The sequence below is a fragment of the Amycolatopsis sp. NPDC043887 genome (genome assembly GCF_056435665.1).
The window spans coordinates 10,074-32,466 of record NZ_JBWKEB010000007.1 but is presented as its reverse complement, the minus strand read 5'-3'; the positions used below and the strand labels follow the sequence as shown (position 1 = coordinate 32,466).

The 22,393-nt window shown below is 68.4% G+C and carries 24 protein-coding genes; 5 read left to right on the top strand and 19 right to left on the bottom strand.

Features of this window, described 5'->3' with window-relative positions; all coding sequences use genetic code 11:
- Positions 1–87 precede the first annotated feature (87 nt).
- The 3 genes from AC069H_RS19405 to AC069H_RS19395 are packed head-to-tail and all read right to left on the bottom strand — an operon-like array spanning position 88 to position 3,852.
- Positions 88–1,080, bottom strand: coding sequence for an Acg family FMN-binding oxidoreductase (locus tag AC069H_RS19405; protein WP_478233286.1), 993 nt, complete (start codon positions 1,078–1,080; stop codon positions 88–90).
- A complete protein-coding gene (locus AC069H_RS19400) occupies positions 1,064–2,731 on the bottom strand; it encodes a SulP family inorganic anion transporter (protein WP_478233285.1) in 1,668 nt (555 codons plus the stop codon). Before AC069H_RS19400 ends, AC069H_RS19405 begins: the two co-directional genes overlap by 17 nt.
- Positions 2,728–3,852 (bottom strand): lycopene cyclase family protein, encoded by a 1,125-nt coding sequence (locus AC069H_RS19395; RefSeq protein ID WP_478233284.1) that lies wholly within the window; start codon positions 3,850–3,852, stop codon positions 2,728–2,730. Before AC069H_RS19395 ends, AC069H_RS19400 begins: the two co-directional genes overlap by 4 nt.
- Positions 3,853–3,999: 147 nt before the next feature.
- Here AC069H_RS19395 and AC069H_RS19390 point away from each other — a divergent pair, with 147 nt between their 5' ends.
- The 3 genes from AC069H_RS19390 (at position 4,000) to AC069H_RS19380 (ending at position 6,785) form a co-directional block, all read left to right on the top strand.
- Positions 4,000–4,902 (top strand): universal stress protein, encoded by a 903-nt coding sequence (locus AC069H_RS19390; RefSeq protein ID WP_478233283.1) that lies wholly within the window; start codon positions 4,000–4,002, stop codon positions 4,900–4,902.
- Between the two features lie 17 nt (positions 4,903–4,919).
- A complete protein-coding gene (locus AC069H_RS19385; RefSeq protein ID WP_478233282.1) occupies positions 4,920–5,585 on the top strand; it encodes a CBS domain-containing protein in 666 nt (221 codons plus the stop codon).
- A gap of 615 nt (positions 5,586–6,200) precedes the next feature.
- Positions 6,201–6,785 carry a hypothetical protein gene (locus AC069H_RS19380; protein ID WP_478233281.1) on the top strand — a complete coding sequence of 195 codons (585 nt, stop codon included), beginning with the start codon at positions 6,201–6,203 and terminating at the stop codon, positions 6,783–6,785.
- 55 nt (positions 6,786–6,840) lie between these two features.
- Here the strand turns inward: AC069H_RS19380 and AC069H_RS19375 are convergent, their stop codons facing one another.
- The 8 genes from AC069H_RS19375 to AC069H_RS19340 all read right to left on the bottom strand — a co-directional run bounded on the left by AC069H_RS19375 (position 6,841) and on the right by AC069H_RS19340 (position 13,460).
- A complete protein-coding gene (locus AC069H_RS19375; protein WP_478233280.1) occupies positions 6,841–9,237 on the bottom strand; it encodes a bifunctional acetate--CoA ligase family protein/GNAT family N-acetyltransferase in 2,397 nt (798 codons plus the stop codon).
- On the bottom strand, positions 9,234–9,809 hold the full coding sequence (locus AC069H_RS19370) for a CBS domain-containing protein (protein WP_478233279.1): 576 nt from the start codon (positions 9,807–9,809) through the stop codon (positions 9,234–9,236). Before AC069H_RS19370 ends, AC069H_RS19375 begins: the two co-directional genes overlap by 4 nt.
- Before the next feature lie 26 nt (positions 9,810–9,835).
- Positions 9,836–10,213 (bottom strand): hypothetical protein, encoded by a 378-nt coding sequence (locus AC069H_RS19365; protein WP_478224576.1) that lies wholly within the window; start codon positions 10,211–10,213, stop codon positions 9,836–9,838.
- 9 nt (positions 10,214–10,222) lie between these two features.
- A complete protein-coding gene (locus AC069H_RS19360; protein WP_478233278.1) occupies positions 10,223–10,807 on the bottom strand; it encodes an Rv1733c family protein in 585 nt (194 codons plus the stop codon).
- A 25-nt stretch (positions 10,808–10,832) separates the two neighbouring features.
- The gene (locus AC069H_RS19355; RefSeq protein ID WP_478224579.1) at positions 10,833–11,339 is read right to left on the bottom strand and encodes a universal stress protein; all 507 of its coding nucleotides are present in this window, start codon (positions 11,337–11,339) and stop codon (positions 10,833–10,835) included.
- Positions 11,336–12,127 carry a hypothetical protein gene (locus tag AC069H_RS19350; protein WP_478233277.1) on the bottom strand — a complete coding sequence of 264 codons (792 nt, stop codon included), beginning with the start codon at positions 12,125–12,127 and terminating at the stop codon, positions 11,336–11,338. The genes AC069H_RS19355 and AC069H_RS19350 overlap by 4 nt, the downstream gene beginning before the upstream one ends.
- A complete protein-coding gene (locus AC069H_RS19345; protein WP_478233276.1) occupies positions 12,124–13,092 on the bottom strand; it encodes an Acg family FMN-binding oxidoreductase in 969 nt (322 codons plus the stop codon). The genes AC069H_RS19350 and AC069H_RS19345 overlap by 4 nt, the downstream gene beginning before the upstream one ends.
- Before the next feature lie 92 nt (positions 13,093–13,184).
- Positions 13,185–13,460 carry a hypothetical protein gene (locus AC069H_RS19340; RefSeq protein WP_478233275.1) on the bottom strand — a complete coding sequence of 92 codons (276 nt, stop codon included), beginning with the start codon at positions 13,458–13,460 and terminating at the stop codon, positions 13,185–13,187.
- 357 nt (positions 13,461–13,817) lie between these two features.
- Between AC069H_RS19340 and AC069H_RS19335 the strand changes: the two genes are divergently transcribed.
- Both AC069H_RS19335 and AC069H_RS19330 read left to right on the top strand, forming a co-directional pair.
- Positions 13,818–14,231: a CBS domain-containing protein gene (locus AC069H_RS19335; protein ID WP_478233274.1), complete on the top strand. Its 414-nt coding sequence runs from the start codon at positions 13,818–13,820 to the stop codon at positions 14,229–14,231.
- Positions 14,228–14,704, top strand: coding sequence for a universal stress protein (locus AC069H_RS19330; protein WP_478233273.1), 477 nt, complete (start codon positions 14,228–14,230; stop codon positions 14,702–14,704). The genes AC069H_RS19335 and AC069H_RS19330 overlap by 4 nt, the downstream gene beginning before the upstream one ends.
- 75 nt (positions 14,705–14,779) lie before the next feature.
- On the opposite strand, the gene AC069H_RS19325 is transcribed toward AC069H_RS19330, so the two are convergent.
- The 8 genes from AC069H_RS19325 to AC069H_RS19290 all read right to left on the bottom strand — a co-directional run bounded on the left by AC069H_RS19325 (position 14,780) and on the right by AC069H_RS19290 (position 22,323).
- The gene (locus tag AC069H_RS19325) at positions 14,780–15,865 is read right to left on the bottom strand and encodes an acetate/propionate family kinase (RefSeq protein WP_478233272.1); all 1,086 of its coding nucleotides are present in this window, start codon (positions 15,863–15,865) and stop codon (positions 14,780–14,782) included.
- Positions 15,866–15,937: 72 nt separating this feature from the next.
- Positions 15,938–16,345 (bottom strand): Hsp20/alpha crystallin family protein, encoded by a 408-nt coding sequence (locus AC069H_RS19320; protein WP_478233271.1) that lies wholly within the window; start codon positions 16,343–16,345, stop codon positions 15,938–15,940.
- A 50-nt stretch (positions 16,346–16,395) separates the two neighbouring features.
- Entirely contained in the window at positions 16,396–18,783 is a 2,388-nt protein-coding gene (locus AC069H_RS19315) for a phosphoketolase family protein (protein WP_478233270.1), read from the bottom strand.
- On the bottom strand, positions 18,780–19,679 hold the full coding sequence (locus tag AC069H_RS19310) for a universal stress protein (RefSeq protein WP_478233269.1): 900 nt from the start codon (positions 19,677–19,679) through the stop codon (positions 18,780–18,782). The genes AC069H_RS19315 and AC069H_RS19310 overlap by 4 nt, the downstream gene beginning before the upstream one ends.
- Positions 19,676–20,281 (bottom strand): CBS domain-containing protein, encoded by a 606-nt coding sequence (locus AC069H_RS19305; RefSeq protein ID WP_478224589.1) that lies wholly within the window; start codon positions 20,279–20,281, stop codon positions 19,676–19,678. Before AC069H_RS19305 ends, AC069H_RS19310 begins: the two co-directional genes overlap by 4 nt.
- Positions 20,282–20,291: 10 nt before the next feature.
- Entirely contained in the window at positions 20,292–21,206 is a 915-nt protein-coding gene (locus AC069H_RS19300) for a universal stress protein (protein WP_478233268.1), read from the bottom strand.
- Positions 21,190–21,732, bottom strand: coding sequence for a flavodoxin domain-containing protein (locus AC069H_RS19295; protein ID WP_478233267.1), 543 nt, complete (start codon positions 21,730–21,732; stop codon positions 21,190–21,192). Before AC069H_RS19295 ends, AC069H_RS19300 begins: the two co-directional genes overlap by 17 nt.
- 240 nt (positions 21,733–21,972) lie before the next feature.
- Entirely contained in the window at positions 21,973–22,323 is a 351-nt protein-coding gene (locus AC069H_RS19290) for a glycosyltransferase 87 family protein (RefSeq protein ID WP_478233266.1), read from the bottom strand.
- Positions 22,324–22,393: the final 70 nt, after the last annotated feature.

The following is a 22,393-nucleotide window of genomic DNA, read 5'->3' as shown; positions in this document are numbered from 1 at the left end:
CCCGGATCGGCAAAGTGTGACGACTCTCAATCGCCCGAACCGCTCCAGCGTTTCACCAGCCGCCGATCCTGCCAAGACACGCGGCCGTCAGAAAACAGGATGATCGTCCGGATGCCGCACCACCTCACCGAGTCGGCGGCGGGCGGCGTGCCGAACCTGTCCGTCCGGATAGCCGAGCCGCATGATGAGCTGGGGGTGTCCCGGTAGCTTCAGTTCCGCGGTCATCCGCTCGCGGACGGGTGCCTCGTGCAGCGGCTGGGTCAGCACCGACGCGGCCAACCCTCCGTCGACGGCCGCGAGCCACGAGCGCTGCATGGCCACTCCCGTTGTGAGGTGGCCGGCACGATCATCTTCCTTCGCGCAGAAGATCAAGATGCTTTCCGCATCGAGCCTGCGCGCGAGGGACCGGGCTTCCGGGATCAGACTCGTCCGGCGGACCAGTCCCGCCCACGGAAGGCCCGCCTTGTCGTAGCCAGGCCGGATCAAGCCGTCACCGACACTGTCGGACCGCCAGTCCCCTGTCCATTCCTCAAGCTCTCGCTGGAGGTCGTCACGGCTCTGAATCGTTGGGGAAGCCTGTTCGAACAGTACCGCGAGGGTGTCTTTGTCACCAGCGCGCAGAACCCGGCAGCCGACTCCATCCGGCAACTGGCCGATGACCGGCGTGAGCATCGACGACGCGATCGGGATCGCGGCGAACGGGCGGCGATGACTCCGCCTCCGCGAGATGGCGGCATACGCGAGCAGCTCACGGTCGGACGGCGGCTCGCGGCCCGAGGTGGTCACGACGGCGACCAGAGGTCCACGCCCCGCGGCTGTCTCCACCTCGGTGGACCACCCCAGCACCCGGACGGCCAGCACGAGGTTCTCCAAGGCCGCTCCGCAGGAGATGAGCCGGTCGCGACCGGTGGGGTCGTGCTCGGGAAGGGGCAGGTCGGTCCGTTCGCTCAGTTCCGCGCGCATATCGGGCAGGGCCAGCGACCACGGCTGGATGTTGTGCACGGACGGCGCTCGGATGACCGCCCGCGCCAGGACCTCGATCTCGCCGTCGGACCACATGCGCTCATCCGGGTTCGGCATGTTCCTTCCTCCTCCCACGGAACGCGTCGACGACGCTGGGCAGCGTCGGGTACAGCGAGCCTGAACCAATGAGCCGAAGCAGGCCTGCGGCCTCGAGATCTTCGCGCAACTCCTGTTTCACCCTGGCGAGCGCGAACGTGATCCCGCGGCGGCGCAGCTCGTCGCAGATCCCGCGTACGGCGTCGGCCGCCGTGATGTCGAGTTCGACATTGGCTTCGGCGTTGAGCACGAACCATTCGACCTGCTTGCCGCCGTCCAGGGCGGCGAGGGCCCGTCGTCGGAAGTCGTCGGCGTTGGCGAAACACAAGGGCGCGTCGTACCGGTAGATCACCAGACCTGGCTCGGTCGTCGCGTCGGGATAGTCGTCGACATCGTGCATCCCGGGCACGCCCGGAACGAAACCGAGCACCGCGCCGTGCGGCCGCGCCAGCCGGCGCAGAAGATCCAAAATGGACAAGCTGACGGCGGCCAGTACGCCGTACAGGACACCCAGCGCGACGACGGCGAGCAAGGTCGACAAGGTCAGCACGAACTCGCTGCGCCGGAACCGCGAGATGCGACGGAATTCCCGGGGATCGATCAGCTTCAACGCCGCGTAGACGACGATCGCCGCCAACACCGCCTTGGGAAAGCCGGCCAGCAACGGTCCCGCGAAAAGTACCGTCAGCACGACCGTCGCGAGCGCGGTCAGGGAGTACAGCTGGGTCCGGGCACCCATCGCGGATGCCAGCGCGGTCCGGCTGCCGCTCGAACTGACCGGGAACCCGTGAAGGAGTCCCGACGAGAGGTTCGACGCGGCCAGCGCGCGCAGCTCTCGATTGGAATCGACCCGCTCGCCGTGCTTGCCCGCGAAGGCGCGGGCGGTCAGGACGTTGTCGGAGAAGCCGACAAGGGCGATCCCCAGCGCGGGCAGCAGCAGACTCGCCAGGTCTGCACCGTTCACCACGGGGAACTCGGGTACCGGCAGCGAATCCGGAACCGGCCCGATCACTCGGATCCCTTTCTCCGTCAGGGAAAAGCCGGTGACGACGGCGGCGGCCACCAGAATGACGGCCAACGGTCCGGGAAACCGCGGAAACCAGTGCTGCGCTGCCAGCAGGCAAGCCAGAGCGAGACCGCCGAGGACCAAGGTCGGCCAGTGCGGGTGCCCGATGTTCTTGACGAACGAACCCAGTTCCGCGAGCACCCCGTCGCCGGTCACGGTGACGCCGGTCAGCTTGCCCAGCTGGCTCACGATCATCAGCACCGCGATCCCGGCCATGTAGCCGGTCAGTACCGGCTTCGACAGCAGGTCCGCCAGCACGCCGAGCCGGGCCGAGCCTCCCAGCAGGCACAGGCCCCCGACCATGAGCGCCATCATGGCCGCGAGGGCTCCGTAACGGGCGGGATCTCCCGCGGCGAGCGGACCGAGCGCGACGGCCGTCATCAAGGCGGTCGTCGATTCCGGGCCCACCGACAGGAGCTTCGACGAGCCCAGGACGGCGTAGACCGCCAAAGGCCCGATCACCGCCCACAGGCCGGTCTCCGCGGGCAGGCCCGCGACCTCCGCGTACGCCATCACCTGCGGCACCAGGTACGCGGCGACGGTCACTCCGGCCAAGAGATCACCTTGTAGCCAAGAACGCCGATAGCGTATGAAGGAGAACTTCATCGATGCCTCCGGGTCACCGCTGAGTACAACGAAGGCGGCAGGCGCGCGAATATTCTTCCCTCCTGAGGGAGGGAGCTTTCCTCGTCGAGGAACCGCAATACCGGCTCGGCCGAGGACCGGTCGAACAACGCCGCGAAGACCCGTTCGAGCTGAGCCGGGTCCCGGGCCACGACGTCGAGGAGCGTGGCGTCGAACAGCAAATGCCTCGCTTTGGGTTTCGGCAGTTCGAAAGGATGACCGTGGACCGCCAACGACCTCGCGATCGCCGCGCTGTCGGCTTGGATACGTTGGAAGGCGTAGCCGGTCGACGCCTTGACCAGCCCGGCTTTGGTCCCGATGGCGAGGATCGAGCCGCGTCTGCGGTCGACGGCCGAAGCGGAGAGCGGCAGGGAAGCGGACTCCTCACGGGTGACCGCGTACTCCCGAACGCCGAGAATCGTGGAGAGGTATTCGCGCAAAGCGCTTCGTTGCTCCTTGGGATACGCCATACCCCGTGTGCGAGGCGGCGCGAAGGACGTGTGCTCGACCAGAGCTTCTTGCGGGCCCCGCGGCAAGACGTAGACGAAGCTCGCGGCGCGGCCCTGGGGCGTACGGAAGTCGAAGAAGGTGGGCACGGCCGAATCGAACGCCGGGGCGGCCGTGCGCACGTGCCAGCCGCGGAAGACCAGCCAGCCGTCCACCGGGGCCGGCCCAGGCCCGAGAACGCTGTCGAACACCCAATCCGCACGGAGAGGTTCGCCGTCCACAAGGGCTTCCGCGCCCCGGCCCGCCTGCCGGATCTCAGTGATCCGCCCGCGGTGGAAGACGACACCACCACGTCTCTCCGCGGCCTTGCCGGCCGCCGCCGCCAGATCATCGCCACGGACGAAGCGGTACTTGTACCGGCCGAGGCCGACGATCCGGCTACGCCCGGCCGCGTGCACGTGGAATCGATCGAACGTGCGTGACACCGCCTCGTCGAGGAGTCCCGGCTCAGCGGACCAGGATGCCCAGCCCGCGGTCGCGAGCTGCCGACGGCCGTCGTCCACGACGACGATCGGGCCCAGGGATTCCGGTCGCGTCACCAGATGTGCGACAAGGCTGAGACCGCTGAGTCCTCCGCCGGCGATGAGGATCGTCATCGATCGAGTGAACGGCTTCGCGCGCCCGCGCACTAGTGACCAGAGGCGCCCCCGAGGTCCCGGGAATCCGGGACCAACGGCACCGGACCACGCCCGTCCGCCCGCTTAACTTTGGCCGCGTAGGGCCGTAGCGAGGTGAAAGGGCCGATGATGAACCGAACCGTCCGGCTGAGCGGGCCGATCGTGGTCGGCGCCGACGGATCCGCCGGCGCCCGGGCCGCCGCCACCTGGGGCTTGCAGGCCGCCGACCGGCACGAGACCTCCCTCGAACTGTGGCACGCACTGGGGCTACCGGACTACTACCTTGGCAGCGTTCCCCCGTCCGATGAACTCCTGCGCAAGGTCAAGAACCGCGGAGAAACGATCCTTCGCGAAGCAGTGGACAACGTGGAACGCGCATACGGCCCCGTCGTCAGGACCCATATCTCCGACGATTCCGCGATCCCCGCGCTGATCGAGGCTTCCGGCACCGCCCGGCTGATCGTCCTCGGGTCCACCGAACACAGCCGCTTCACCGCCCTGTTCGGCGGATCGGTGACGACCGCGCTCGCCGGGCACGCGCACTGTCCCGTCGTGTCGGTACGGGGCCGCACCTGGGACCTCCCCGCGGCATGGAGACAACCCATCGTGGTCGGCGTCGACGGAAGCCCCGCTGCCGAGATCGCGCTGGCCGCCGCGTTCGACGAGGCTTGCGCCCGGGGCGCGAATCTCGTTGCGGTGCACGCCTGGGAGGACGTCTCGGCTTCCCGTTCCTTCGGTGATCCCGCGGGTAACTACGGCTGGAGTGCTTTCACCGAGTCCGCTCAACGGATGCTCACCGAGCAGGTGTCGAAGTTCCGCGACAGCTATCCCGACGTCGAAGTGCACCAGGTGGTCGTGCACGACGAACCACGCCAGGAACTGCTGCGCTGGAGCGTCAAAGCGCAATTGGTCGTGGTCGGCAGCCGGGGCCGCGGCGGGTTCCGCGGTCTCCTGCTCGGCTCGACCGGGCAGAGCCTGGTCCATCACGCCGCCTGTCCGGTGCTGATCTCCCGCACCGCGGATTCCTGAGAACGAAGGAGCGACCCATGTGCACCACTGTTTCCGAGGTCATGACCATCGACCCGATCGCGGTCGCGCCGGACGCCGGCTACAAGCAGATCGCCGCGCTGATGGCGAGGCGGCGGATCAGCGCGGTGCCCGTCGTCGACGACTCCGGAGCACCGATCGGTGTGGTCTCCGAGGCTGATCTCCTGGCCCGGCTTCGCGATCCCCGACCTGCCTTGTTCGCCGGTCACCACGCCAAGGACGAGTCTCGCAAAGCGAAGGCCTTGCTCGCCAGAGACCTGATGACCGCACCCGTGGTGACGATCGAAGCAGGCGCCTCGCTCGCAGCCGCGGCGATCAGGCTGGCCAAGAAGGACGTGCGACGGCTGTTCGTCGTCGAGGACGCGAAGCTGATCGGTGTCGTGTCGCGCCGGGATCTGCTGTCCACGTTCCGGCGTCCCGATGAGGAGATCCGTGGCGAGATCGAACGCGACATCCTCGCCGGCACCCTGTGGGTGGCACCCGGACAGGCGTCCGTCACGGTCGCCGACGGTGTGGTGACGCTTCTCGGCAGGCTGGACAACCGCGGCGCGGCCGAACGCGCGGGCGCCCTGTCGAGCGAGGTCCCCGGCGTGGTCGACGTCCGGAACCGGCTCGACTTCGTCTGGGACGACGACGTCATCAGGCCCGCTTCCCTTGGTATCTGAGCGGCGGGACGTTCGGCCTGCCCCGAAGGGATCCGGGCGGACCGAAGGACCGCTTCGCCCGGGGCGCCGGCCTCTCCTGTGTCGCCGACGAGCCGACCACGATGGGAGTACAGGTCAACAACCCGCGGATCGGAGGCGAGGACCCTCCCATGTCGGCCACGGACAACCAGCACGAACAGACCCCCCTCGCTCGCTGTGCGGACCTGAAGGACCGGCGGCTCGCGATCACCTTGTCGCGGGAAGATTTCGAGGAAGAACACGATCGCGATCCCTGGAGCGGATCACCTGCCGGACCCATCGCCGCTGGCTGCACCAATGTGTGTCCTCGCCGCTCCACGTCATCATCGTGACCGGCCACCGCTGGTGCCGCTCCTGCTCTCTCGCGCTCTCCGTCGCGGTCGACGAACTGGCCGGGGACGTCACCGTCTCCTGCCCGGGCTGTGGGCGGGCGGCGCCGACGCGGGCGACCCGGCAGCTGATTCGCGCATGCCGCACGAGTCTCGCCGCGGCGCATGACGATGGCCTCGTGTACCCGGGCCTTTCGGCCCCAGAGCCGCGTGCCGTGCCGTAACACACTCGAATCGATCGTGAATTTGCCAACCAGAGGAGAATTCCATGGCCACCGCCGAAAGCGGACACCGGCGCAGTGTCCCCGTCCAGCATCAGGAAGTCCATTCCGAACGTTCGGCCGGTGCAATAAGCCTCGCCGTGCTCCGTGTCGCCACCGGTCTGCTGTTCCTGTGGGCGTTCGTCGACAAGACCTTCGGTCTCGGTTACGCCACCGCTTCCGGCAACGCCTGGATCAAGGGCGGCTCGCCGACGAAGGGGTTCTTGAGCCGGGTGGACGTCGGCCCGTTCGCCGAAACCCTGCGCTCCTGGGGCGGAACCTGGTGGGCGGACTGGTTGTTCATGGCGGGCCTGCTCGGCATCGGTCTCGCCGTCACCCTGGGGGTAGGGATGCGGATCTCCGCCATCACCGGCACCGTGATGATGCTGCTGATGTGGGTCGCCGAATGGCCGCTCGCCCGGACGAACGGCGCGGGTGAGCCGACCATGTCGACGAACCCGATCATCGAGTACCACGTGATCTACGCCCTCGTGCTCATCGCGCTCGCCACGACCGCCGCCGGAAACACCTGGGGGCTCGGAAAGCGCTGGACTCGGTTGTCCTTCGTGGACCGGAATCCTTGGCTCCGATGACCGTCCGGACACCGAAGTCCCGGCACCGTTTCCCGGTGCCGGGACTTCGTCCTTCTCACAGCCGGCGAAGGTAGTGATCGGCCCATGGCCGCGGCCGGACAAGCACCCGGACGGCGCCCGCGGTGGCCCCTTCCGCCGACACGAAGACCGGGTCGAGGTCGACGTCGACGACCTCCGGCACCAGCTCCATGATCCGGTCCGTTCGCAGGAGCAACTCCACGAGCGCGGATCGGTCCAGAGCGCTGTTCCCGCCGAACAGCGCCTTGCTCGCGCGCAGGCTGTCGATGAGCGCTTCGGCGTCGTCGGTGCTGAGCGGCCCCAGGCCGGTCGATCCGTCGTCCAGCAAGGCTCCATCGATACCGCCGAGCCCCAGGACGACGACCGGACCGAACACGTCGTCGGACTGGCCGCGTACCAGCAGCTCACGATCACCGAATCGACGCCGGGTCACCCGGATCCCGAAACAGCCGAGCAGGTCCTCACTGTCCTTCCGGGACAACCAGCCACCGCTCGGATGCGCGGAGAGGTACGCGCCCACCAACCGGGTCGCCGTCGCGAGATCGATACCGGAGAGATCGGGCAGGCCGCCCTCCCCTGCCTCGAGCCAGCGGGTTCGTTCGGACAGCTTCGCCAGGACGGCCGCGGCCTCCTCGACATCGGCGTAGCAAGGAATCCCGCGGTGAGGGGCGACCGACTCCAGCTGGCCGAGCCGCACGGCGAGAACGGTCTTGCTCTCCGGCCCCGCGACCAGCCCGGCCAGCGGATCGCCGACACCGGTGGGCACGCCGGCGGCGATCACCGCGTCCACACCTTCGTCGGCCAGGACCTCGGTGACGCACGATGCGAAGGTGTCGGCCGTGACGGCGGCACTCGTGTCCAGCGGGTTGCCCACGCTCGCGTGCTCGGGCAACAGCCGCCGGAGTGTGTCCTGGGTCTTCCGGCTCAGCTCGGGCAGGACCAGACCGTTGCGGACGCAGGCCTCCGCCCCCAGAACCGCGGCGCCCCCGGCGTTGCTCACGACCACCACCCGTGAGCCCGATGGCAGCGGCTGCCACGAGAGCGCGGCGAGCAGGCCGAGGACCTCGGTCACCGTGTCGACGACGAGGACACCCGCCTGGCCGAACAACGCCAGTTTGGTCGCGGCCGGGACCGCTCGTGCGGCCGTGTGCGCGGCCGCGGCCCGCTGTGCCGCCGGGGCGGAGGCCCCGCGAATGGCCACAACGGGCTTCTCCCTCGCGAGAGCGCGGGCCAGCCTGCTGAACTTTCGCGGGTTGCCGAAGGACTCCAGGTACAGCACGGCGATGTCGGTCTCCCCGTCTCGGCGCCACCACCGCAGGAGATCGTTGCCACTCACGTCGTACTTGTCACCGGTGGACACCAATGTGGACAGACCGAGCCCCAACCCGGCGAGCGCGTCCATCAGCGCGATCCCGAAACCGCCGGACTGCGTCACCACCCCGATCCGGCCTCGCCGGGCGGCGTGGCGGGCGAAGGTCGTGTCGAGACGGGTCGCCGGAGCGCTGTTGACCACGCCGAAGCAGTTGGGGCCGACCAGCCGGATCCCGTACCTGGCGACGAGTTCACGGACACGATGCTCCAGGGGCGTCGCGGTCAGCCCCGCCGTGACGAGCACTATCGAGCGCACTCCTGCCCGTCCGCAGTCTTCGACGACGCCGGGAACGGATTCCGCGGGTACGCAGATCACCGCCAGCTCGACTGAGTCGTCCAAAGAGGACACCGAAGGCGCGCAGGGGACGCCGAGGATCTCCGTGGCGTTCGGGTTCACCGCGTGCGCGACGCCGGTATAGCCGGCGTCGAGAAGGTTCCGCAGGATCGCCCTCCCCACCGAGTCGTCCCGCCTGCCCGTCCCCACGACGGCCACCGAGGCCGGGGCGAGCACCGTACGGAGACTCGCCACGTCGGCGAGCCGTTCCCGTTCCTCGATTCGCTCGAGGTATCTGTTCGGCTCGCCGAGTTCGATCTCGACGTCGAGCTCCGGCCCTCCCCTTCCGATGACGTACGGGAGGCCGAGGTCGGAGAACACCTTGATCATCCGGCTGTTCTCCGCGAGCACCAGCGCGATGAAACGGTGGATACCCTGCGCCAAGGCCAAGGACACGAGATGTTCGAGCAACAGAGTGCCGACCCCGTGTGCCTGGACCGCACGGTCGACGACCAGGGCGACTTCGGCCGCGTCGTCCCCAGACGATGGGCGGTAGTGAGCGATCCCGATGAGGTCGTCCCCTCGGAATGCTCCGATACCCGTGCCTTCGATCGCCAACCGGCTCAGCAGATCCAGCCTCCCCGGATGGGCGGTGAAGAAACGCAGATAGCGGTCACGCTCGTCCAACCGCTGATGCAGGTTCAAGACAGCGTCGAAGTCCTCCGCACGCAACCGGCGGACGGTGACCATGTCGCCGTCCGCCAGCAAGGCGCTCGTCCCGGCCGTCATGTCGCCGCCGGATTCCCGGTGACCAGTACGACGGCGACCACTCCCGGCACCGTCCGGGCGAGCGCGTCGAGCACCCGCCGTTCGGCTTCGTCCCGGAACTCGCCGGCGATGTTCACGTAGCCGCCGTCGACCTCGACAGTCCACTTCGGACGATGTCCGGCGTAGTCACTGATCAGGCCGTGTACCTGTGCGGCGATCACGTCGTCGGGCCGGACGAGTGGGCGGAGCAGATCACGCCTGCTCACCACACCGATCAGGACACCCTCCTCGACGACCGGCAGGCAACGCAGCCGGTCGGCCAGCATCCGCCTGCCGATCTCCGTGATGTCGGTGGATGGCGAGACAACCTCCACCGGCGTGGACATCAACGCGCCGACCGTGATCCCGTCACCGCCCGCACGGATTCCCCGCAGCGCGTCGAATTCGGTGAACGTCCCCAGTACCCGGCCTTCGTGATCGACGACCGGAAGGCCGGCGAATCCCTTCTCGGCCAGCACTGCCACCGCCTCGCGAAGGGGGGTCGCGGGTGTGGTCGCCACCGCCGGGCTGGTCATGATCTCCGAAGCACGCATCGGAGCCTCCTTGTGATCGTTCTCGGTCAAGCACGTGTGCGCAGGAAGCCCCTGCACGCTTCGAAGAGGTCTTCCGGCGGACAAGCCGTGACACGGTGTTCGAAACCCGGTGGGACGACGGGGCCACCCGTGTCCCCTGCCGTGGTCATCACGACCGGAACCCTCTTCCGGAGCGCGCACACCACACCGAATTCGCGTGCGGTCAAACCGGGCTCGGTACCGCGGACGTCGACGGCGAGTTCCGGCCGGTCCTCTTCGTCCAGCGGACAGGTCCCGCCGGGTGCGAGCTCTCGGCACACTCCGGATCGGACATGGCAGGGGCTGACCCGGCAACCCAGGTCCCGCAACGCGACCGCGATCTCACGAGACTCGTCGAATGTGGCTTCCGTCAGCAGGATTCTCATCTTTCTCCTTCAGGCCGCGGGTCGGTTCTGGGCAATCCGTTGCCATTCGCGCGCCCACTCGGCGGCGCGGCTGCGCCCGAGCGCCGCCCGGCACGCCAGGAAGACCGTCGCGACCAGAGTGAGCCAGCCCAGCCACAGCCCCGTGCCGACACCGATGCCCTGACTCAGGGCATCGGTGTCGGTGACCGGCGCCTCGACGGGATGCCCGAGCGCGTCGAGCCAGATCCGCACCTCGTTCCCGGTCACCATCCCGGCATCGACGGTCACCACGCCTTCACGAATCAGGCCACCTGGCCCTGTCCAACGGGCGGCGACCTCGACCTTCTCGTCAAGCGGCACGCCGTCAAGGCGCACGTGGACGGGTGGAGCGTCGGCGAGTAGCACCGCGGTCGTCTCCTGACGGTTCGCCGCCTGTTCCACCGCGCGCTCCCGCCCTTCGGCGTAGGCCCCGGATCCGGCGGCCGCGGCGAACGGGATCGCCAGCAGTGCCAGCAGGACCGCGCCGATCATCAGCGCGGCTTCGAGCCGGTCGGACCAGCGGATGAGCGGATTTCGCCGCGTGATCACGGTGACGATTTCGGGCCGCGCTTTCATGGCTGTCTCCTGTGTCCTGGTTCGCTCAGAGGATCGGACCGGGCTCGTACGAAACAGAGGTCAGCAGCCGGCCGAGCCTGCCTTCCGGGGCCGAGGCGGGCGGCGGGATCACCACCACCGGACACGTCGCGTGCCGCAGTGCCGTCTTGCACACCGAGCCGACCAGCAGTTCACGAATCTTGCCCGTGCCGTGGCTGCCCAGCACTAGGAGCGCGGCCCCCTTCGAACGCTCGACCAGCGCTTCGCCAGGGTCACCCTGGGGAACGTCGTAGGTGATGTGGAGCCCTTCGTGGGCGTCGAGGACTTTGGCGGTCGCGGCTTCCAGCGCCTTCAAATGGACGTCTCTCGCCTCCGCCACGGTCCGATTGGCCGACGCGTCGTCCAACATCTCGTCGTGGACCCACACGTTGACCACCTGCAAGGCGGCGCCCTGCCTGACCGCTTCGTCGGCCGCCCAGCGCACCGCCGCGGCAGAACCCGCCGAACCGTCCATGCCGACGACGATCCGGTTCTCCGTCGCACTGTCCGTCATGGTGTTCTTCCCTTCTGTGCCGGTGTTTTCCGAGGTTCTTCGACCACGACGACCGCCTGAGGGAATCCGGGAACACCGTCGATGCCGGCAAGCGCCCCGCGGATGGCGGGGGCGTCGAAAGGCTCGGTGAACGCGGTGGCCTCCAAGCCGTACTCGGTGGACGCGAGCAACAACCGCTGTGCGACCGCACCAGCCCTGACGAGCTGTTGCCGGGTTTCCGTCACGGTGGCGACCAGGAACGCGATCCAGGAGGCTTCCGGAGTCGCCTTCCTGGTGATCTGCCCGCCTATCTTGGGCAGCTCACGGACGTGAGACGGCTTGAGCACCCGCACCCGGATACCCTCGCTCTCGTTCGCCTCGGCGACCTCTCGCCCCCACGTCGCCACCGAGGACGGAGTCGGCTTGGTCCGGCGCCCGGACAGGGCGGCGAACCGCGCGAAATCAGCCGCCGCGGGGCGGAGGCGACGCCGCGAGGCGAGCCTGGCGACCCGATCCGAGGCGACGACGTCACAAGCCAGGTCGATGTGCGGCGCCCAGCCCAGCATCCTGATCGCACAATCGAGATTCGCCACTACCGCCCCGCAGACGATCAGTCGCGCACGCCCACCCCGGTCCCGCACCCAGTGGTTGTTCGCGAGACGTTCGTACAAGTCGAGCGAGTCCTCATGAACCGACAGCGTCCAGACATCGTCGATCCATCGCCTCGGGACCTGTCGTGCGGCCGCCACGAGGATCCGCTTCTCCTCCGTCGACCAGACATGCGCGGGGATCCCGGTGAACGTCGTCATGGCCGCTCCCCCGCGTTCCTGTCGCGGGCGACCTCTTCGATCGGGCGACGTGGCGTCTTCACGCCCGGATAGCCGTAACCGAGCCTGAAGACGGTCTGGGGATGGAAGGTGCCACCGAGCAGGTCGCGCAGTGCCGCGCGTACGGCGCTGATCTCGATCGGCTGCGAATAGAACGAAGCGCTCAGTCCGGCGTCCGTGGCGGTGAGCAGGACCCGCTGCATCGCGCACCCCGCGCGGACCTGAGAGATCGGAGCGTCGTTCGGCATGGTCAGCACCGCTACCAGCGGGTCCTGCTCGAAGACGCGAGGAACACCGCCCTCGTTGACGTACCGTCCCGGGAGCAGCCCGCCCGCTGAACGAGGCCCGCCCGCGTAGGTGGGAACACCGTCGTCCTCGGCGGTTTGCCTGGTCCATTCCCGGAGTTCTCGTTGGAAGGACGCGTCCAGGACTTGAACGTGGTCGGCTCGGCGGATGAGTCCCGCGGTCGCCTCCAGCAGACCGGCTTCGTCGAGCAGGACCAGCCGTGCCCCCTCCTCACGAGCCGCCTCGCACGCGGCGGTCCGCACGTGGAGTGGCACCGGCTCGTCCGTGAAGGGGCGGCGGTTGCTGTACCGCCGGGGAATCGCCGCGGCAAGACGTCGCTCGATCACCGTGGGACGGTGACGGGGGCCGAGTGTCACTCGTGCCAGCAAGGAGGACCTCTCCCGTTCAGGCGCCAGCTCGACTTCGCTGACTCGGCCTGCGGCGGCGATGGCGAGCCGCAGGTTCAGCAACGCCGCGCCACAGGCCAGCCGTGCCTCACGCGCTTCCGGATCACAGACGCCGAGAATCCGGCTTTCGTCGAGCACGACGTCGATCGTGTCCGGCGCCAGCTCGAAGATCCACGGCTGGGAGTTGTGCGGTGACGGCGCGCGCACCGCGGCGCGCAGCGCGTCCGCGACGACCGACGAACGAGTGAGGACCATCCTGCTGCACCTGCCTTTCGATCTCAGCGTCTCGCGTGGCGGACGAGGACGGCAGTGGCCGTGGGCCCGGTGTGCCGGGACCTTCGGCACCGCTAGTGCGACGCGAACTCGCGCCATTCCTCTGTCCCGGCACCGAGGAGGCGGGCGTCGAGAACGGTGAGAGGTGCGGCGACCGGGTACCCCGGCTCGTCGAGCCAGACCGGGACCTTCGCGCCGGCTCGGCTGCCCCGCGTCGCCTGGACCTCGCCGACTCGGCTGTCTCCGTCACGAGTGACCCACGTCGCCTCAACGAGCGAGGTGTCTTCGACGACACCCGACCGGCCCGTGATGCCGAGGGGCACGCCGTCTTCGAGCAAGGTCGCTTCCACGCGATATCTGGTGGCCTGCTCGGTCGCAGCCTGTTCGGCGCGGGCGCGAAGACACCGGAAGCCACCGCCGCGGCGACCGGCAGGGCGAGGACCACGAGGGCGATCGCGAGAAGCACCATGAACGCTTCCATGCGATCTTCGCGGCGAGCGAGCGGGTTTCGCCCCGGATGGACCATGTTCCAGGCTCGCGACCAGCGAGACGACGTGTTCATGACCTGGACCTCCTCCGCTGCTGATCGCCGGGAATGTGCCGCCACCATCACTCGGCGACACCGCCCGGCAAGAGAGGCGACGGTCCCGCCAGGCCGGGACCTCCAGCCGTATTCCCGGCACACCCGGCGGATCGAGACTGACTTCATGCGAGTACGTGATGTCATGACCACCCCGGTCGTCGCGGTGACGCCCGCCGCCACGATCGGCGAAGCGATCGCAGTGCTGACCGGCAAGGGAATCACCTCGCTTCCGGTCGTCGGCGACACCGGCGAACTGCTCGGTGTGCTGGTCGAAGAGGACCTGCTCCGGGCGCGTTACCTTCCCGACGGCGACCCGGACAGCGGCGTCATGCTCAGCGGGCACACCAAGGTGAGCGCGCTGATGCGGCGCCCGGCGGCCGGTGCCCATCCCGACAGCGACCTGACCGACCTGACCGCGAAGATGCTGGAGCACCGGCTCCGATCCGTCCCGGTCCTCGACCACGGCCGCGTGATCGGCGTCATCACCTGGCAGGACCTCCTCCGTGCCGGGCAATCCGCGCAAAGGAATGAGCCATGAACACCAATCCGGACAACACCCGCCACCTGCTCGTGGGCGCCGACGGCTCGGCCGAGAGCGAGGAAGCGATCCGGTGGGCCATCGCAGAAGCTGCCACCGTCGGTGACAAGGTGGAGGTCCTGATGGTCCTGCCACGGGAAGAGCTCCTTCCCGGCACGTCCTTCGCACTCCAGCCACACGGCAGGGTTCCGGTAAGGAAGAACTACTCGCTCGACGACGCGGTCGCACGGATCCAGCGCGAGCTTCATGCGGACGTCGAAATGAAAACCTCGCTGAGGCAAGGCAATCCGACGTCGGAACTACTCGCGGCGGCGCGCGATGCAGACCTGCTCGTGCTGGGCACGGGCACGAAGAGCGCGGTCGGCAGGCTCGTCTTCGGCAGTGTGTCCACGGCCTGCGTCAAGCACGCGACGTGCCCCGTCGTGCTGGTGTCGACGAAGGCGGTTCATCGGTTCAGCCCGGCAGCTTCCTGATCTTCGGGTGGTCCGTGAAGGCCTCCTTGAGGGACTTTGGGTCCTCAAGGAGGCCTTCACGGACTCGGCACACCCCTATACGTGTTCCACCGAGAGAACCGCCTCGGCATCCCGTGCCAGTTCGACCTCCTCGCCTGTTCCCATGGCGAAGACGGTCACCGGCGCGTCATCCGGGCCGATCACCCGGTCACCGTCCCCGAGGCACCGCGCCGGATCGACAGAGATCCCGAAGACGCCCAGCCTCCCGGCCAGTCGCGCGATCAGCTCCGGCTGATGCTCGGTGACCCCGCCGGTGAACACGACGGCGTCGATCCGGTCGAGGCTCGCCGCCATCGCGCCGATCTCCCGGCGGATCCGGTGCAGGTAAACGGCGACAGCCGACACCGCGTCGGGATCCCCGGCCGCTTCGCGGGCCAGGACGGCGCGAAGGTCCCCGTTCGTCCCGCTCATCCCGGCGAGACCGGAACGGTGATACAGCGCGTCCTCCATCGCTTCGATCGACATCGGCGCCGTTCGCATGACGTGCAGCACCAGCCCCGGATCCACCGAGCCGGACCTCGTCGCCATGGCAGGCCCTTCCAACGGAGTGAAGCCCATACTCGTGTCCATGCTCCGGTCACCGCGGATCGCGGTCACCGAGACGCCGGCACCGAGGTGGCAGCACAGGAGCCGCGGCTCCTCGGCACCGAGGAGTTCCATCACACGGCGCGCCGCGTGACGGCACGAAAGGCCGTGGAAACCGTAGCGCCGCAAGCGCCCTTGAGTGGTCCATTCCCTTGGTAGCGCGTACCTCGACGCTTCTTCGGGGAGGTGGGAGTGGAAGGCCGTGTCGAACGACGCGATCGCCGGCAGGCCGGGACGCGATCGGAACACCTCCCGTGCGAGGCGGACGGCCTGTGGCTGGTGAAGAGGTGCGAACGGGATGAGCTTTTCGAGCGCGTCCACGACGTCCGGGGTGAGCCGGACCGGACCGGTCCTGGAACCCCCGTGCACGAACCTGATGGCCACGGCGTCCACTGTGGACCACCGGTCGAGAGCATGTCGCGCGGCGTCATGGGCGTCGTCGTCCAGGCTCATGGCGGCCCACCCGACCGGCGTGCCGTCTACGACCGAGGACGATTTCAGGCTCGAAGAGCCGGGATTCAAGGTCAGGACACGCATGAAGACTCCTTCGGGTACCAGGTCGCCGGGCGGGCGCGCCCTGGGGGTCGCGCGCCCGCCCGGCCGGGATGGTCAGCCCTTGCCGACCTTGATCTTGACCTGTTTCTCGTGCGGCTTGTCCTCGACCGGCATGGAGACTTCGAGGATTCCGTCCTTGTAAGCCGCGGTGATCTTCGCCGTCGTCGCACCGGAGGGCAGGGAGACGGTCCGGCTGAACTTGCCGTAGTAGAACTCACTGCGGCCGTGCTCCGCGGTCCTCGCCTCGCGCTCGGCGCTGATCGTCAACTGCCCCTCGTGCGCGGTGACCGAGATGTTCTTCTCCGGGTCGAATCCGGGAAGCTCGGCTCGGACGAGGTACTTGCCGTCCTCGACGGACTCTTCGATACGCACCGGGTTGTGTTCGGCGAACGGCCACGGATTCTCCAGCCAGGCCGCGATACTGGGCAGGGTCAGCCGGGGATTGGGTACGAGAGTTGTCATATCCGTACTTCCTTTCCTTGTTGGGTATCCAGGGAGATGCGCGGCGGCAGTCAGGACTCCCAGGTCCAGTCACGGACTTCGGGCAGATCTTCACCGTGTTCGACGATCCACCTGTGGTGCCGTTCACGCGCGTCCGTCATCCGCTGCCGGACGGCGCCGGCACGGGCGACCAGTCCGGGCACCCGGTCGATCACGTCGGTCACGAGCTGGAAGCGGTCCATGTTGTTGCGCACCAGCATGTCGAACGGGGTGGTCGTGGTTCCATGCTCGATGTACCCGCGCACGTGCATGTCGTCGTGGTTTGCGCGCCGGTAGGCCAGCCGGTGGATCAACCAGGGGTAGCCGTGATAGGCGAAGATCACCGGGCGGTCGGTGGTGAACAGCGCGTCGAACTCGCGGTCGGCCATGCCGTGCGGGTGCTCCGCGGCGGGCTGGAGGCGCATGAGGTCGACCACGTTCACCACCCGGACCGCGAGTTCGGGCAGGTACTCCCGCAGCAGCTTGGCCGCCGCGAGCACCTCGACCGTCGGTGCGTCACCGGCGCAGGCGAGCACCACGTCGGGTTCGGAATCCGGATGGGTGCTCGCCCACTCCCAGATCCCGGCGCCGCGCGCGCAGTGCACTGCGGCCTCTTCGCCGTCGAGCCAGACGGGGCTGTCGTTCTTCCCCGCGACGATCACGTTGACGTAGTCCCTGCTGCGCAGGCAGTGGTCCGCGACCCACAGCAGGGTGTTCGCGTCCGGCGGCAGGTAGACGCGGACGACTTCAGGGCTCTTGTTGGCGACGTGGTCGACGAAACCCGGATCCTGGTGGGAGAACCCGTTGTGGTCCTGCCGCCAGACGTGCGAGGTCAACAGATACGTCAGCGACGCGACCGGCCGCCGCCACGGGATCTCCCGATGCACCTTGAGCCACTTGACGTGCTGGTTGAGCATCGAGTCGACGATATGCACGAACGCCTCGTAGCAGGAGAAGAGCCCGTGCCTGCCCGAGAGCAGGTAGCCTTCGAGCCAGCCCTGACAGAGGTGCTCCGAGAGCACCTCCATGACCCGGCCGTCGGCGGCGAGATGCTCGTCGACGGGTTCGATCTCACACAGCCAGGTCTTGGCCGTCACGTCGAACACCGCGTCGAGCCGGTTGGAAGCGGTCTCGTCCGGGCCGAACAGCCGGAAGTTCGCCGCCTTCCGGTTCAGCGCGAACACGTCCCGCAACCAGCGCCCGAGCACGCGCGTCGGTTCGGCGACAGCGCCTCCCGGCCGGACGAGCGGGATCGTGTGCGGTGGCACCGCCGGAAGCTCCAAGGGCCGCAGCACGAGACCGCCGTTGGAGTGCGGTGACGAACCCATCCGGAGATCGCCGTGCGGGATCAGCCCGGTGACCTCGGACGTCGGCCTGCCGTCCTCGTCGAAGAGCAGCTCCGGCCGATAGGAACGCAGCCATTCCTCCAGCTGCCGCAAATGCTCGGGGTTCCCGCGCGCGTTCGGGACGGGGACCTGATGCGAGCGCCAGGTGCCTTCGACCTGTTTACCATCCACAAGGGCTGGTCCTGTCCAGCCCTTGGGGCTGCGCAGCACGATCATCGGCCAGCGCGCCGGCCCCGTCGACACGCCGGCGGAGCGGGCGCGCACCTGGATTCCGTCGATCTCGTCGAGCGCGCCGTCCAGCGCCGCGGCCATCGTCTGGTGCATGACAGCCGGATCATCGCCCTCGACGTAGTGCGGGGCATACCCGTACCCGCGCAGCAGCTCATCGAGCTCAGTGGCACTGATCCGCGAGAGCACGGTGGGATTGGCGATCTTGTACCCGTTCAGGTGCAGGATCGGCAGCACCGCACCGTCGCGGGCGGGATTGAGGAACTTGCCCGAATGCCAGCTGGTGGCCAGTGGCCCGGTTTCCGCCTCGCCGTCGCCGACGACGCAGCCGACGACGAGGTGCGGATTGTCGAACGCGGCGCCGTAGGCGTGTGCGAGGGAGTAGCCGAGCTCACCGCCCTCGTGAATCGACCCCGGCACCTGCGGCGCGACATGACTGGGCACACCACCGGGGAAGGAGAACTGCCGGAACAGCGTACGCAGACCGCTCTTGTCGTAGGGGACCTCCGGCCACGCCTCCGAGTAGCTGCCTTCGAGCCAGGTGTTCGCGTACAGAGCCGGGCCACCGTGACCGGGGCCGGTCACGAACATGACGTTCAGCTTCCGCCGCACGATGGCCCGGTTCAGGTGGGCGTAGACGAAATTCAGTCCGGGAGACGTACCCCAGTGCCCGAGCAGACGCGGTTTCACGTGCTCGGGCTTCAGCGGCGATTCCAGCAGCGGATTGTCCATCAGGTAGATCTGGCAGGCGGCGAGATAGTTCGCCGCCCGCCACTGGGCGTCCACTTGGGACAACTCGGCAGGAGCCAGCACCGCGAGCGCGGCGGGGGCACCGAGAACGGTCATCGCGACTTCTCCGGCCGGACCACCATCACCGGGCACTCCGCGTGGTGCGCGAGCGCTTGGCTGGTCGAGCCCAGCAACTGACCGGTGAATCCACCCCGGCCCCGGCTGCCCACGACCACCAGCTGTGCCTTGGCACTCCACTCCAGCAGGGCGTGCCGCGGCCGGTCCTGGACGAGCACCCGCTCGACCTTGACGTCCGGATACTTCTCCTGCCAGCCTGCGAGCCGCTGCGCCAGCAGCCGGCGTTCCTCGTCCTCGATCGACTCCCACTGCACGACAAGCCGTGCCATCCCGTAGGCGTCGTCGTAGGTGACGTCCCGCCATGCGTGGACCACGACCAGGTCGGCCTTCCGCCACGCGGCCTCTTCGAAGGCGATCTCCAGTGCGCGCTCGCTCAGCGGGCTGCCGTCGATACCGACCACGATCGGCCCCTCGGCCGGATACGCGGTGGTGTTCTTCCTGCCCCGCATGACCACCACGGGACAGTGGGCGTGGGCGACGACCGCCGACGCCGTCGAACCGATCGTCATCTCGCCGAAGAAGCCCTTCCCGGTGCCGCCGACGACCACCATCGCCGCCGACTCCGACGCGTCGATCAAGGTGGGCACCGGAGAGTCCGCCGGCATCCGCGTGTCCACGTCCACACCGGGTGCCACCGAACGCGCTTGTCCGGCAGCCTCCTCCAGAACGCGCTGACCTTCCTCGGCGAGCACGTCATACCAGGGCGCGGGGCCCGCCAATCCGGCGCCGTAGGCCAGCTTGTCGACGCGCAGAGCGTGCACGATGAGCAACTTCAGCAGTCGTTCTTCGGCGACGGCCGCGGCCCACCGTACGGCCGCCCTTCCCGGCTCTGTCCCGTCCACTCCGACGACGATCTTCCGGTCCGCCGCGTTCATCGTTCGTCCTCCTGATAGGCCACTTTCGCTTCCACCACACCGGGAACCGCCTCGGCCAGCAATTTGGCCACGTGGCGGTCGGTGCCGCTGTCGTAGGCATCACCCACCCGCACGACGCCGTCTCGTACTTCGACCGTCCACCGGCCAGGTCCGCCGTAGATCGCCAGGTGATGGCGGACGTCCGCCGCGATCGCCTCGTCGGAACGGGCGAAGGCACGCACGAAGTCGCCTCGCGTGAGGATTCCGACCACCTTCGAACCGTCCACGATGGGCATCGCGCGGATCCGTCCGTCAAGCAGGGCCTTGCCGACGTCGGCGGCGTCCGCGCCGGTGCCCATCCCCGTGGCCGGTGTCGTCATCACCTGAGCGACGGTCAGCCCCGGCCTCGGCCGTGCCTCGTGGTCCGGGCCCGAACGGACGTCGTGCGGGAACCGGTTCCTGATCAGATCGGCCTCGGTCACGATGCCGATCAGCCGGTCGTCCTCGTCGATCACCGGCAACGCGGTGAATCCCTTTTCCGCCAACAGCTCGGCAGCGTGTTTCGCGGTGGTCCCGGGCGTCACCGTGACGACCGGAGCGGACATCAAGTCCCGTGCTCGCATGCTGAGCTCCTCACTCGGTTTCCTGTCCGGTCAAAGCCGGACGAACGACCGCCACAGGGCATTCCGAGTGCGCGACGAGTGCCTGGCTCGTGGAGCCGAGCAACATCCCCCGGAAGCCGCCGCGGCCTCGCGACCCGACGACGAGCAACTGGGCGTGTTCGCCGAATCCGAGCAGCGCGCGGACCGGACGGCCGCGGGCGACCACCGTCTCCACGCGCAGGTCCGGGAACTTGGCCCGCCAAGGCGCGAGTTGTTCGTCCAACGCTTGTCGCTCCGCCGACTCGATCGCGTCCGGGTCCACCGTCAAGGCGTGCACCCTGGCCGATTCGTGGTCGGTGAACTCGTTCCACACCCTGACCACGATCAGATCCGTGCCGCGGAGCGACGCTTCGTCGAAAGCGAAGGCCAAGGCCGCTTCGCTTGACTCGGAACCGTCCGTGCCCGCGACGACCGGGCCGGTCTCCGGTGGAACGTCTTCCGGGTGCTTCCCCCTCGCGACGACGATCGGGCAATGCCCGTGCCGCGCCAACGCCACCGCCGTCGAACCGACCAGCAGACCGGTGAAGCCACCGAGACCGCGGGAACCCAGCACGATCAGGATCGCCGTCCGCGATTCCTGGACCAGTGCGGCCACCGGCGCCCATTCCCGCGCGGCGGACTCGACGATCAGATCCGGGTAGCGCTCGGCCACCGCGCCACAGGCTTCGGCGAGCCACCTCGCCCCTTGAGCCTCGAACGCCGACCGGACCGCCTCGGCCGACGGCAGCACGCCGGGCATCCTCACCGGAGGAACCGTGTACACGTGGACCAGCCGGAGCCGCTTCCCCCTTTTGACGGCCTCTGCCGCCGCCCACACCGCGGCCCGCCGGGCGGATCCCGAACCGTCGATCCCCACTACGACCGCGCCTTCAGCCACGCTCGGCATATCCACTCACCTCTTTTGTCCGAGCAGGCTTCACCGCGGCGGCGATTTCGCCCGCCCAAGCCCGCACCGCCGGCCAATCCCGGTAGTCACCGTCCTTGACCCGGAGTGCCGTCACGACCGCTCGTTCGGCGAACCGCAGCAGGTTCCGGTCGATCCGGCCCGGGAACACCACGTGCCCGCGTGCCCCGGACGCCACCATCAGCCGAGCCACGTCCACCGGATCCGGTTCCGCCGCGGGCTTCAGCGGCGCTCCCACCGGGCCGCTGGAGAACAACCACACGTTCTTGGTCCTGAGGACTTCTGCGTGCTCGCCGACGACGTTTATCGCCTGCTCGAGCCATTGCCCCAGATACACACCGCTGCCCACCAGAACGACGTCGAACTCATCCACCGACGTGACGTCCTCGGCCCTCGACACCCGCACCGTCGCCTGACCCCGCAGCTCCGACGCGAGGGCTCGGCCGATTTCCCTCGCGATCTCCCAGGTCCCGCCGTGGCGGCTGGCCGCCGCTACGAGGATCTTCATTTCGCTCTCCCGTCTGGTCACTTCCCAGCTTCGACCAGTGATGAGTTCAGGAGGAGAGACCGAAGTCCCGGTGAGACGGGCCCACAGTCCCGGCTTGATCGCCTCGGTGGCACAGCTCCGCCGGCGAGGAGCTTAAATCGGGAGGAGCACCAGTGGGGTCGCCTTGAGCGCGGCGGCGACCCCGACCAGGACACCCCTGGGCGGTCTTGGATGTCGGTGCAGGCAGTCGTTAGCGACCAGTCACAACAGGAGGATGTTGATCTGGCCCCAGAACAACGTTCGAATGACGGGTTCGAGCCGAACGGCGCACAAGGTGACGATAGCGGCGATCAGGTACCGATAGGGCATGCCCTGTCGCAGCCGGTCGAGCACCAGCAGCATGAGGTGGAACAACAGGTCGATACCGCCGGTGGTCAGCAGCAGGACACCTACTGGGTACACAGCGAGAATCGCACCCAGCGGCACCACCGAGAACGGCGGGTAAGGGTAACGTGCGGGGTTCCCGCCGCCATGGAAGTTTTGAGGGGTAAGGCAAACGTGGCGTGGTCGGCGCGGGGTGGTCGTGAGTGGCGTTTCTGGTTTTCCCCCCAAAAACCCCCCCCCCCCCCCCCCCCCCCCTCCTCCCCCCCCCCCCCCCCAGCAAGCGCTCCCGACGAAGCAC

Coding starts and splice junctions, on each gene's coding strand:
- AC069H_RS19405 (WP_478233286.1), bottom strand. CDS start 1,080: ATGCCGAACCCGGATGAGCGCATGTGGTCCGACGGCGAGATCGAGGTC.
- AC069H_RS19400 (WP_478233285.1), bottom strand. CDS start 2,731: ATGAAGTTCTCCTTCATACGCTATCGGCGTTCTTGGCTACAAGGTGAT.
- AC069H_RS19395 (WP_478233284.1), bottom strand. CDS start 3,852: ATGACGATCCTCATCGCCGGCGGAGGACTCAGCGGTCTCAGCCTTGTC.
- AC069H_RS19390 (WP_478233283.1), top strand. CDS start 4,000: ATGATGAACCGAACCGTCCGGCTGAGCGGGCCGATCGTGGTCGGCGCC.
- AC069H_RS19385 (WP_478233282.1), top strand. CDS start 4,920: ATGTGCACCACTGTTTCCGAGGTCATGACCATCGACCCGATCGCGGTC.
- AC069H_RS19380 (WP_478233281.1), top strand. CDS start 6,201: ATGGCCACCGCCGAAAGCGGACACCGGCGCAGTGTCCCCGTCCAGCAT.
- AC069H_RS19375 (WP_478233280.1), bottom strand. CDS start 9,237: ATGACGGCCGGGACGAGCGCCTTGCTGGCGGACGGCGACATGGTCACC.
- AC069H_RS19370 (WP_478233279.1), bottom strand. CDS start 9,809: ATGCGTGCTTCGGAGATCATGACCAGCCCGGCGGTGGCGACCACACCC.
- AC069H_RS19365 (WP_478224576.1), bottom strand. CDS start 10,213: ATGAGAATCCTGCTGACGGAAGCCACATTCGACGAGTCTCGTGAGATC.
- AC069H_RS19360 (WP_478233278.1), bottom strand. CDS start 10,807: ATGAAAGCGCGGCCCGAAATCGTCACCGTGATCACGCGGCGAAATCCG.
- AC069H_RS19355 (WP_478224579.1), bottom strand. CDS start 11,339: ATGACGGACAGTGCGACGGAGAACCGGATCGTCGTCGGCATGGACGGT.
- AC069H_RS19350 (WP_478233277.1), bottom strand. CDS start 12,127: ATGACGACGTTCACCGGGATCCCCGCGCATGTCTGGTCGACGGAGGAG.
- AC069H_RS19345 (WP_478233276.1), bottom strand. CDS start 13,092: ATGGTCCTCACTCGTTCGTCGGTCGTCGCGGACGCGCTGCGCGCCGCG.
- AC069H_RS19335 (WP_478233274.1), top strand. CDS start 13,818: ATGCGAGTACGTGATGTCATGACCACCCCGGTCGTCGCGGTGACGCCC.
- AC069H_RS19330 (WP_478233273.1), top strand. CDS start 14,228: ATGAACACCAATCCGGACAACACCCGCCACCTGCTCGTGGGCGCCGAC.
- AC069H_RS19325 (WP_478233272.1), bottom strand. CDS start 15,865: ATGCGTGTCCTGACCTTGAATCCCGGCTCTTCGAGCCTGAAATCGTCC.
- AC069H_RS19320 (WP_478233271.1), bottom strand. CDS start 16,345: ATGACAACTCTCGTACCCAATCCCCGGCTGACCCTGCCCAGTATCGCG.
- AC069H_RS19315 (WP_478233270.1), bottom strand. CDS start 18,783: ATGACCGTTCTCGGTGCCCCCGCCGCGCTCGCGGTGCTGGCTCCTGCC.
- AC069H_RS19310 (WP_478233269.1), bottom strand. CDS start 19,679: ATGAACGCGGCGGACCGGAAGATCGTCGTCGGAGTGGACGGGACAGAG.
- AC069H_RS19305 (WP_478224589.1), bottom strand. CDS start 20,281: ATGCGAGCACGGGACTTGATGTCCGCTCCGGTCGTCACGGTGACGCCC.
- AC069H_RS19300 (WP_478233268.1), bottom strand. CDS start 21,206: ATGCCGAGCGTGGCTGAAGGCGCGGTCGTAGTGGGGATCGACGGTTCG.
- AC069H_RS19295 (WP_478233267.1), bottom strand. CDS start 21,732: ATGAAGATCCTCGTAGCGGCGGCCAGCCGCCACGGCGGGACCTGGGAG.